Annotated in this window: 3 protein-coding genes, 1 tRNA gene and 1 other RNA gene; 4 read left to right on the forward strand and 1 reads right to left on the reverse strand. The window is 69.0% G+C overall.

Annotated features, from left to right (window positions below; translation table 11 throughout):
* Positions 1-909 precede the first annotated feature (909 nt).
* The 3 genes from FNQ90_RS04160 to FNQ90_RS04170 all read left to right on the forward strand — a co-directional run bounded on the left by FNQ90_RS04160 (position 910) and on the right by FNQ90_RS04170 (position 10,068).
* Positions 910-1,755, forward strand: a complete 846-nt coding sequence (locus FNQ90_RS04160; RefSeq protein ID WP_182605017.1) for a hypothetical protein — start codon at positions 910-912, stop codon at positions 1,753-1,755.
* A gap of 88 nt (positions 1,756-1,843) precedes the next feature.
* The gene (locus FNQ90_RS04165) at positions 1,844-4,945 is read left to right on the forward strand and encodes an NACHT and WD repeat domain-containing protein (RefSeq protein WP_182605018.1); all 3,102 of its coding nucleotides are present in this window, start codon (positions 1,844-1,846) and stop codon (positions 4,943-4,945) included.
* Positions 4,942-10,068: a hypothetical protein gene (locus FNQ90_RS04170; RefSeq protein ID WP_182605019.1), complete on the forward strand. Its 5,127-nt coding sequence runs from the start codon at positions 4,942-4,944 to the stop codon at positions 10,066-10,068. Before FNQ90_RS04165 ends, FNQ90_RS04170 begins: the two co-directional genes overlap by 4 nt.
* A gap of 633 nt (positions 10,069-10,701) precedes the next feature.
* Here the strand turns inward: FNQ90_RS04170 and FNQ90_RS04175 are convergent.
* A tRNA-Ser gene (locus FNQ90_RS04175) sits at positions 10,702-10,786 on the reverse strand.
* A gap of 161 nt (positions 10,787-10,947) precedes the next feature.
* On the opposite strand from FNQ90_RS04175, the gene ffs reads away from it, so the two are divergent.
* Positions 10,948-11,042: signal recognition particle sRNA small type (ffs, locus tag FNQ90_RS04180), an RNA gene on the forward strand.
* The last annotated feature ends 26 nt before the right edge of the window (positions 11,043-11,068 follow it).

Genomic DNA, 11,068 nt, shown 5'->3' on the forward strand with positions numbered 1-11,068 from the left:
CACCCGGTTCGACCGACCCCCACACCCGCCAGGTGCAGGGCCACCAGCGTCAGCCCCACGAGCATCAGGCTCGTGGCGCTGAAGATCGCCTCGGTGGCGGTCCCGGTGGCATGAATGATGAAAGCGATGCCGAAGAGCACGGCGGCTATGAACGCGAGCATCTGCTCCTCCTGTTCCTCGCGGCGCCCCGCACCGGAAGGGCGGGGGTTCGCCGTGGCGAACGGATGCCCCGTACAAGGCCGTTCACGCCGGTCCGCGCCTCGTCCCCCTCGAGATCTCTCGACACCCCCGCGGGTCCCCTTCCGACGGGCGTCGGTTGTCGAACACGGAAGGGGCGTTCCGGTCGATACCTCCGCCCTCCCCTTCTCCAAGGCGTGGGAATCACCCGCGCGACCGCCGAACGGTCGGGCTCGGTGGTGCTTTTCGGCGTGGAGGGACAGACGCGGCGGAGGGCCGGCGCCCGCGTGATGCCGCCGGGCGGCCACCAGGGACCCGAGCGCCAAGCGGTCGGAACCCTCGATGCCACAGTGGGCGAGGCGGAGGATGCGGGATCCGAACTGCTGAGGGTGTGAACCCGGGATCCAGCAGGGGCCGCAGGTGTCCTGAACTACGGAAGAGTGTTCGGGGTGCTCTCCTCCGGACAGGGCTGGATGGGGATGAACGAAACCAGAACCGAGACCACAAGCCCCGGCCGCCTTGCGAGGTCAGGCCCTGTGTCGCCTCTCGTGCATGAAGGGGACGTCCTCTCGGCGACGGATGATCCAAAACCCAGATTCAGGAATTGCCAACACGTACATCGCGTACGGGTGCAGGAGATGTCCGCTAGCGCACCGCCTCCAGGTGCTCAGGCGCTACCCTTTTGGGGTGCTGGTCCGGGATGTTCTGGACAGTCAATGGGGGGAGGCGAGCGTGGCCCGTATCGTCGGCGTACACGGCATCGGTTGGTCCTGGAAGTCACGCGAGGAGATGCACGAGACGTGGCACGGCGCGCTGAGCGCTGGGCTGCGGAACATCCGGTATCCCGACGCCGGGACGGTGACGTTCGAGGCGGCCTTCTACGGCCACCTGTACAACGGTGGCACGGGCAAGTCCGGCGATGACGTGCTTTACACCGCCGCCGACGTGGCCGACGGCTTCGAGTACGAAATCCTGGAGGCCATGGCCCGGGAGGCGGATCCGGCGGCTTTCGATGAGGAGATCGACGGGCCGGCCTCCAAGGGGCTCGTCGTTCGTGGCGCGCAGGCCTGCCTCGACATCCTGGAGAGGACGCCGTACCTCGGCGGGATGACCGCGTCGCTTCTCATCCGCCAGATCAAGCAGGTGCACCGGTACTTCGAGGACGCTGCCCTGGGTGAGGAGATCCGGGGTGAGCTGGAGGCCGCGATTCAGGAGGGCACCCGGGTGGTCCTCGCCCACTCGTTGGGGAGCGTTGCCGCCTACGAGGTCCTGTGGAACCTCAAGGATGTCCGGATCGACACCCTGGTCACGATGGGCTCGCCGCTCGGACTGAAGTCCATTCGGCGCCGCCTGGCCCGCACGGCCGATGCTGAACCCGGCCGCCCGCCGTCCGTGCGTCGCTGGGTGAATGTGGCCGCCGAGCAGGACGTCGTCGCCCTGCGCAAGCGCATCAATACCCTCTACGGCGGAGAAGTCGAGGACTTCGTCGTCACCAACCCGCTGCACCGCATGCACGACTGCACCCTCTACTTGGCCAACCTGCGGACCGCACGCGCTGTCGAGGCAGCTCTTGGGTGAGCGGTGGTTCTTGCTGGCGGGGGAAGGCGGGTACGGCGAGGAAACGGGCCTGGCGCGGCTCGAACACGTTCCGGACGAACTCAGGTTGATGCGCCGAACGCTCATGGACCTGGGGATGCGGGAGATCCCCAGGCTCGAGGGGGCCGTCGGAGAGCGGGGCCTGCACGAGGCGTGCAAGGAGCTCGGTACGTGGTTGAAAGGGGTGAGCCGCGGCGAACAGGAGCCCCCGCTGTCGCTGTTCGTCTATTGCACCGGGCACGGCGAGCGGAACAACGACTCCACGTGGGGTCTGGCACTGCCGACGTACGACGCGTGGGTGAAGAGCGACGGTCTCCTTGAACCACAACACATCATCAACACCCTGTACGGGGGCGACCGGGAACACAAGAAGGAACTCTTCGAGCAGGCGGTCGTCGTCCTCGACGCCTGCTATTCCGAGCCCGGCGCGGGCGAAGCCATGGAGACCCGTCGGCGTCAGGCTGGCGTCGGCAGCGTCAGGTACGACGTCTGGGTGATCGCCACCGCCCGGAAGGCTCAGCAGGCCCGACAGTTGGCCTTCGCCCGTGCGTTCGCCAAGACGCTCTCCCAGAGCGACGGCGCCCGGGAGTTCATCGAGCCCTCCGCTCTCGTGGAGCGGCTCAACAGTCACCTGCCGACGGACAGCCAGGAAGTCTGGGTGTCCTCCGTCGACCGCCGGAGCTGCCGAGTCCTACTCGATCCGGCGTACATGCCCCGGACGTCGCCCAACTGGCTCGACCGGGATCTCGACGAGTGGTCCCACCTGGCACGCGGACGGAGCCGGCCGCGCCAGGAAGGCTGGTTCTTCTCGGGACGGCGCGAGGAACAGCTGCGTCTCCGCGAGTTCATCGCCGGTGGTGGAGCGGCCGAGCCGCTCATCCTCCGGGGCGCAGCCGGGGTCGGCAAGAGCGCGCTTCTCGGACACCTGGCCGTGTGCGGGAAGACCGAGTGGCGGCGGCTGTTGCCGCCCGTCGTCCGGCGCGGTCTGATCCTCCCGGACGACTCGGTGCACGCGCTGGTGACCGCCCAGGACGCCGACGTGTCGCGCCTGGCCCGGCGGATCGCCCGGGCGCTCGGCCTCGACCACCCGGGGAACGCCCCGACCCCGGACGAGCTATGCGAGGCATTGGAGGACCTGCCTCCCCGGACCGTTCTGGTGGACGACCTCCATGCGGCGGAAGAGCCCGCGGCCGTGGTCATGGAGCTGCTCGACCCCCTGGCGGAGTACGCGCGCACCACCGTCATCGCCTCGGCGGGCCACGACGCCGACGCCGACGCGGTGTGGCAGCGCCTCCAGCTCCCAGTGTTCCAGCTCGGCACCGACGACGAGGGCGTCCGCGCCTACGCCCGCGCACGGGGCGCGGGCGCGGTCGCCGCCGCCTGCCACGGACACTTCGGGGCGGCGGTCCACGCTGTCGACGCCTTCCTCGACACCCGCCACGGCCGCGACGGCGAGGCGGAGGCACGGCACGAGGCGGAGAAGCAGCTGACGATCTTCCATCGGAGCCTGCTCGCCTCCCGCGGTCACCCGGACAAATGGTGCCGGGCGATGCTGGAGCCGGTGCGGGCCGCGGCGGCGTGCGGGTACGACGCCGGCCTGACGGCCGAGCTCTGGGCGGCGCTCGCCACGGCCGCGGACCGCTCCGGCAGGACGTACGGCCCGGAGGAGGCGAGGAAGGCCGCGGAGCTGCTGGGCACCGCGGTGACGGGCAGGGGTACGGGCGAGGGCACCGGCTCCTCCACCGGGCCCCCGGCGTGGCGCCTCGCCACCCCCACCGCGCTGAAATCGTGCCGGCCGGAGTTCGCCGAGGTGGTACGGGACTGCCTGCCCGTCCACGCGTCGGGAGCCGACACGGGAGGGACGCCCGCGGCCGAGGAGCCCGGCATTGACTGGGCGGCGGACATGGCGCTGACCGCCCTGTTCGCCGCTGCCGCCCGACCGTTCGAGCAGCGGTTCGCCACCGAGCTGACCTCGATGGCCTTCTGGGCGGCACTGCCCGGCAGCGCCCTCGCCCGACAACTGGACGCCGGAGGGGGCCGGCTGTTTCCGAAATGGGTCCTCAAGGGCGTCCGGGCCCAGATGCCCGGACGACACCCGGCGGAGCGGGCGTTCCAGCTGAAGCTCAGCCTCCTCAAGTCCGGGGAGGAGGGGCGCGGTCTGGACCCGCGCGGTTTCGGCGCCGGTGTCGACATCCTGTGGGCCACCCCCCTGGACGGTGTGGCCGTACCCGACCTCCTTGCGGTCGCGTCCGGCGCGTCCGGCGACGGCTACGTGGTGACCACCCACGGCGACGCCTCCTTACGGCTGTGGAATCTGGCGGACGGCAGGCCGCTCGACGAGGCGGTGCGGTCCGAGGATGCCGGCATCGCCTCGCACCTGGCATTCGCCGTCGTCGACGGCAAGCCCGTCGTCGCGTTCGTGGCGGACGACGTGGGACATTTGTGGCGGCCGCTGACGGGGCGGGACCCCGAGCCGCTGGCAGCCCTGGACGGGGCGACGGCGTTCTCGTTGCACGACGACGGCCTGCTGGCCGTCGCCAGGGGCACGCGGATCGAGATCGTCGAACCGGGCACCACCAAACGGACCAGGTCGTTCGCCGTACTGGGATCGAGCCGCGTCACTCAGGTCCACCTGGGGGGCGAGGCCGGCGACCGACGGCTCGTCGCCACCACCGAGTCCGGCATCGTGACCGCGCGCGTCCTGGACATGGGAGTGACGGCGTTACGGCGCCAGCCGCTGCTCATCCCCGATGCGCAGCACGCCGTGGTGTCGTCGAGCGGCCGCACGGTGGGCATGCTCGACCGCAGTGGGAGGCCGTTCGTATGGGACGAGAGTCACGGGACGAGAAGTCCCGACGTTCCCGACGTGCGCGACGGAACGTTAGCGTTCGCCGTCGGCGACAGCCTGGCGGCCGCGGCGGGTGGCGCGCAGAAACCCTGGCTGCGCCTCCTCCCGATCACCTCCGGCGACGAACGGCCGGTGACCCGGTTTCCACTGCCGGACCAGCCCGTCGCGCTCGCCTTCGACGCGGACGGATCCCGCCTGGTGGTGACCGACCTGCGTGGAGTGTTCTGTCTCGACGTTCGCCCCGATCCGCCCCGACCGGACACGGCTGAGTCCGATCCACCCGGACCGCCCCCGACGACCGATCGCAGTGAGGAGGCGAGATGATGGCCCTGGACTTCGTCTCGGCACGTGAGAGTGTCGTGGGCGCGTTGCTCGCCCTCGACGACATCCTGACGAAGCGCGTGGAATCCACCCTGCGCATGTCCTGGGACGTTCTGCTCGGACACTTGCACGCCGAGGGCATCAGGCCCCTGCTGGAGGAGGCCGAGCGGAGGGAGCTGCACGGCGCGGCGCTGGGCATCCCGGACCGGTTCGTGACCGGCTCCGGTCGCACCAGTCTCGAACGGCTGGTCGACATGGTCCTGGACCCGGAGGCCTGCGAAGGTCCGGACGCCGAGCTGGTCGCGCACATCCAGAGCATCGAAGGCATGGAGGACGACCTCGTCGGCCTCTACGAGCGGGCCTGCGCACCCGCCAGCGGCCCGTACGTCCCCGAGCAGCGCCGGACCGAGGAAGACCTGGCCACGGAAGGCTCGCCCACGGGTGCCGCGTCCAAGGAGGCCGCCAGCCCCAAGGGCCCGACCGACGAGTACCTGGACGTCACCGTCCTCCGTCCCGAAGCCGACCCGGAGCTGCCGCCCACGGCCTGGGCGACCCGGTTCGTCCTGGAGAGCAAGACCGGTGACGCCGCAGCCGGTCACGACGACACGGTCCGGAAGTTGGCCAGCATCACCAGGAGATGGCGGTCCGTCACTCAGGCCACCAACAGGGCCTCCGACGGAAGCGCCGAGCCCGTACGGACCCTGCTCCTCCAGTTGGGCATGGACGAGGAACTCAAGGGGGACCCGAAGCCGAGACTGGCGGCCCCGGGTCTGCTGCCGCCGAGCCGCCTCGACGACACCACGGTGGCCCTGCCCGCTGCCCTGCGGCTCCTTGCGCGGACACTTGCCGTCCCCGAACTACCCCACCCTGCGCCCGGCATGTCGGCCGCCGGTGCGTACTCCCCGCCCCCTCTCGGCGCGAAGACACAATTCCAGCCCATGGAACCCGGCGAGGCGTCCCTGCGCGCCGACGCCTGCGGCGGCACGCTCGTCCATCCTGGCCGCGGTGGCTGGTTCCGTACCTCCGCCGGGGACGGCACCCCGACGCTCGTGGTCGCGGACCCCGGCCTCACCCTGGCCGGTGCGGCGCGCGCGTACTGGGGGACGGCCTGGGACGAATGGGCGCAGAACTGGCACAAGGGTGAGCTGAAGGCCACAGGATGGAGTTTCCACGACTGGTCGCTGACGCAGCCCGACGGTCAGCACCTCCCGGACATCCGGATGGACCAGGTCGACAGCCTTGTGGCGGTCTTCCGGGACCCGGAGCGCAAGGTGGCCGTGCTGGGAGGGCCGTCGGGCTCCGGGAAGAGCTGCGCTGCCCGCTGCACGGCACGTTCACTCGCCGAGGCCGGCCGGCGCGTGATCACGCTCGAACCCGAAGACCGGGCGTTCCCGACCCGTGACATCCTGGCCGAAGCCGTACGGCATGCTCTTGGCAGCCTCGGTCCCCTGGAACAGCAGGAGCCCGGCTGCCCCGTCGTCATCCTCGACGGCATCCGGCCGATGGGCGAGACGGATGTCGACCGCATGCTGCCCGCCGTGTCGGCGGAGCTCGGCGTCAGCGTCCTTGCCTGCCTGGAGTACGACCTCAACTCGTCCCACGACTGGCAGGCGGCGAACCTCACCGTCGTTCCGTCCATCGTGGGCCCCGCCGCCCTCCTCGACCTGGCCGGGCGCGCCCGGGAGATCCACGGGGACAAGGTCGCAGGCAACCCACGTTTCGTCGACGCCCTGGCGCGCCGCTTTCCCCACGACCTCGCCCGATTCGTCAAGGGTCTGTGCGACTACCGCGGCGGGAACGACAGGCCCGAGCGGCTCGATGAGGAACTGAGGCAGAAGTTCGACGACGAGCTGGGGGCCGACGCACAGAACCTGGCCGCCGTCGTCGCAGCCGTCTCCCTGCTCGGGGGGAACGTGAGCGTCGCCGAGGAACAACGCGACCAGCTCTGCATGCTCGGTGCCGCTCCGGACCGGGCCCTCGACCGGCTCCGCTTTCTCAGCCCCACCGACTCCCGCACGATTCTGGACGCCTACGCAGAAGCCGTGCACGACCACGAGGCCCCCCGGCCACGCCGTCACGACCTCATCGCCGACCTCGTTTCCAAAGAGCTCTTCCGTGACCTGGGGGACAACCGAAGCGGGCTGCTGCCCATGCTCCGCGGCGCACGCCTGTACGACGACCGGGTCTGCCGGAGCCTCGCGGAGCGCCTGCTGCATCCTGACCACGAGGACGACTTCGACAAATGGCGGCGGAACGCGCCACCGGTCGGCATCGCGTTGGTGGTGCTTGCGATGGACTCCTCCCTCGGCGAGAAGGTGATCGGCAGGCTCCTCAAGACCCTCATGACGCGGCTGCCGAAGACGACCCCCGGGTCCGCACGCTCCCTGCTGGCCGTGGTCCGCGCGATCCACCGGCACCGGCACCGCTTCGACGACAGCCAGTTCGACACCCTCACCAGATGGATGGCCGAGCACTTCGAAGATCTCCTGGAGGACAGGCCTAGGCCCGGCGACGGTCTGTACAGCGTGCTGGAGCAGCTCAGCCGCTTCCACCATCCGCGCCTCGACGAGGTCGTGGCCACGTGCGGATCGAAGACCCTGATCCACCTCAACCCGGACAGGGCCCTCGACTACCGAACGGTCGGACGGGTCGAACGCCTGGTGCGGCGCGCCGGCAACGACATCGGCAATCCGGAGTACGCCTCCTGGGTCCAGAACGAGGCCGAGGTGCGCAAGCTCCTCGACCACGATCCCGACCCCGCTCGCGGGATCGCGGTGTACCTCTCGAACCTCGTCCTCCGGCTGCGCTACGACCCCGACTACGAGGATTGGGACACCGTCCTCGGCCGGCGCGACGTGCACGTCGGTATCCGGCAGGCGCTGCGGCACACGGACGCGGCGGACCTGCGGTACGCGCTGGAGGAGGCCCGGGACTACCAGGTCGCCTTCGTGACCAGGATGCTGAACGACAAAGAGCTCAACAAGGGCGGGAGCTTCGGCGTCGCCATCCACAAGGCCCTGCGCACCGCGACCCCGACGGACGCGGCCCTGCTGCTCCGGACGACCAGCGAGATCCACGACTACACCGCCCGTCAAGCGCTCTACGGCGACCACGGGGAGCGTCCCGACGCCGGTCTCGCGCGCATCCTTGCCCAGCAGGTCCGGGCTCACCAGGACGGCAAGGGCGCTGGTCTGATCCTGTCGGCGACGGCGCGCGTCGACGAGCTGTTCCTGACCGAGGACAAGGGGTTCGGCCAGTACCTCGCAGAGGAACTCGGTAAGGACTGGGTGAGCGCCCGGCTGGAGGAAGACCCGCGCATCTCCATTCAGTACCACCTGATCAAGGGGATCTGGGAGGCCCATGCCTCCTTTCGGGAGGAGTGTCTGGACCTCTTCGTGAATGTCGTCGCTCATGCGCTGAACCGCTCAATGCGGCCGTGGGGCTCGCAGGCCGCTCTGCTGCTGGGACAGAACGAGGAGTTCGGGGCGGCCTTTCTGGAGAAACTGGGCTGGCAGGTGGCGGATAGCAAACTCTTCGAGGGGATGAAAGACGCGCCTGTCGCGGACGCCCGGCGCTATTTCCACCAGCTCGGCCGCGCAATGTACCAAGGGCTGCCGGCCCAGTACGTCAACGAGTACGACTCGGCTGACTTCATAGAGAAGATGGCGTCCACCTCCCCCTCGTCAGCGGCGCTGTGCGCGCGTGAGATAGCTCGGACCCTTATCGACGGGGGCGTGCCGGCGGAAGACGCCGGACTGTGGGTGCTACGAAAGGACGGCACAGAGACCACGGATTCAGTAGGCCGGCGCTGGGGCGCACAGATTGGTCGCGGAGCCAGTACGAACCAGGTGACCGAGGTGATCAACGTGCTGGCCGGGCTGAACGGCGACACCGCCGCGGCGACCGTCGACTACCTGAAGAACAAGAAGGTTTCTCATTCCCGGCCCAAGGACGGCCTGCTGCGGGACAAGGTGCGTCAGGCCGTGTACAACGACCCCGTCGAGGCGGCCCGGCTGCTGACGGCGGTGGAGCGGGTGTCCGTCGGCGTCGGTGCCGATCTGATGCGCGACCTGCAGGGCGAACGGGGAGCCTGGAACGCCTTCACGAGCGAACTCGCCCACATTCAACACCCCACTCAGCAGTACCAGGTCGTCCGTCAACTGGTGGCGCTCGGATTGCGTCCGGGAGGCGTGTACTCGAAGTGGGTGGACAAGCTCCGTACCCGACATCAGGCGACGGTGATGCAGGTGACCAGCCCGGCCGCACTCGGCGACGTCCTGCGGATGGCCTTGATCTGGGACATGGACTGGGCCTGCCGACTGGCCGCTGACATCCCTGTACAGCGGTTGGCCAGAAGACTCGGCTACGCACGGGTGAAGGACCTGATGCACACGCCCTCTCTGCTGTCGCTGCTATCGACAGCGGAAGCCGACGAGCCTGTCCAGTGCTTGTTCGATGAACTGGAGCGTCTGCAGCCCGCATCACTTGTGAAGCGCCTCAATGCGCATTCCATCGATGTGCTGCTGGACGTCGCGCTCAGGGTGCGGCCAGACTTCGCCCATCGCCTGACACCTGCTGTGGTCGAGGCAATTGGCAGGCAGATGCAACGGGACGTAGTCCTCGACGAGGCGGAGCACTGGAACGGGATCGGTTGGATGGCGCGCTCCTTGCACATGATGAACAAGGCGGAGCTACTCTCCAGTCAGGTACCGAAACGTAGGCCGAATCCATCCTACCGATATGCCGCCGCCTGGGGCGCGATGTGGTTTCCTCGCCGAAAATGGACTCAGGAGATCCTCGGCGATGTGGCCGACCACATCATGAAGCCTTCGATTTCCGGCTCTCATTCGGTCTTCGTTGCCTTCGCCTACGCATCGGCCGAAGGGCGTACCAGCGAGCTGCGGTCCCCGGACGGATCCTGGCCCGACCTCGATGGGTGCAGTGCCCGTGCACTTGCTGCTCTCCAGTTGATGGCGGAGCGGGATCTGGATCTGCACGCCGCGCTGCTTTCCCATCGGAATGCGCTCGTGGCGCAGCTGGACAGGCCTACGTCGCGGACCGACAGCTACATGAGCTCGGCACGTGCGTGGTTCGACCTCCACTGCGAGTCCGCTCGGCAGGCGTGAGAGACGAGCGATGTTGGAGCAATGAGGGCCCAACCTTGAGGTTGGACCCTCATTGCTCCAAGTCAGAAACCGAGACACCCGCAGGGTCGGCATCGGGCCCAGGGGATTGAGCGAACCCAGCCCGACTGAGCTGCCCCGAGTTTCGTAGATTCCGGCGATCTTGTTTCAGGCGAACTGTGGGGTGGCTTCCTGTTGTCGCCACCAGTCGCGTTCGTACTCGGCGGGCGGTACGTAGTACTGCAACGACACTCCGTGATGTTGTGGGCATGGCTTCGTTGGTCGGAGTGTGAACGAGGAGTTGGTCGGCGGTTGGTCGGGGATGTTCGAGGGCTTCGTGGCGCGGTTCGCGGGGCGGTTCGGTCGGGCGGAGCCCCGGCGGCGGATGGTCGCCTATCTACGAGGGCTGTTGGGGATGCAGAGCGGAAGAACCTCCGGGTGGCGTGGATCCATCGCTGTGCGCGGGCGTGAGCCGTAGTGATGCTATGACGCTGCTGTGCCTGGCCGGGGGCCCTTGACCGAGATCCCGCAGCCTGTCCGGGCAAGCCAACTGCAACCAAAACTGCAACCACGGGACGACGAAGACCCCGACCGCTGAGCGGTCGGGGTCTTCGTTCAGCCCGGTGAGAGCTGGAGCGGAGGATACGAGATTCGAACTCGTGAGGGTGTGAACCCAACACGCTTTCCAAGCGTGCGCCCTAGGCCTCTAGGCGAATCCTCCGCGACGCACCATACACAACCGGGGGGCGTGGGTGCGAATCCGGCCCCCTCCCCGCCCCGGGACCGGGGTGGGGACCACCTGCCGGCCGGTCGCCCGTGGACCGCCGGACGACCCGCCCCCGGGCGGGGACCGGGCGGCCCCGGTGATCGGGTAGGCTGGGCGCAGCCCCTCACGCGGCGCTATCCAACTGAACTCCCCCAGGGCCGGAAGGCAGCAAGGGTAGGTTGGCTCTGGCGGGTGCGTGGGGGGCCCTGTCGTTCCCCGGCGCATCCTCCAGCACCC

The sequence above is a fragment of the Streptomyces alkaliphilus genome (genome assembly GCF_014141535.1).
GTDB classification, from domain to species: Bacteria; Actinomycetota; Actinomycetes; order Streptomycetales; family Streptomycetaceae; genus Streptomyces; species Streptomyces alkaliphilus.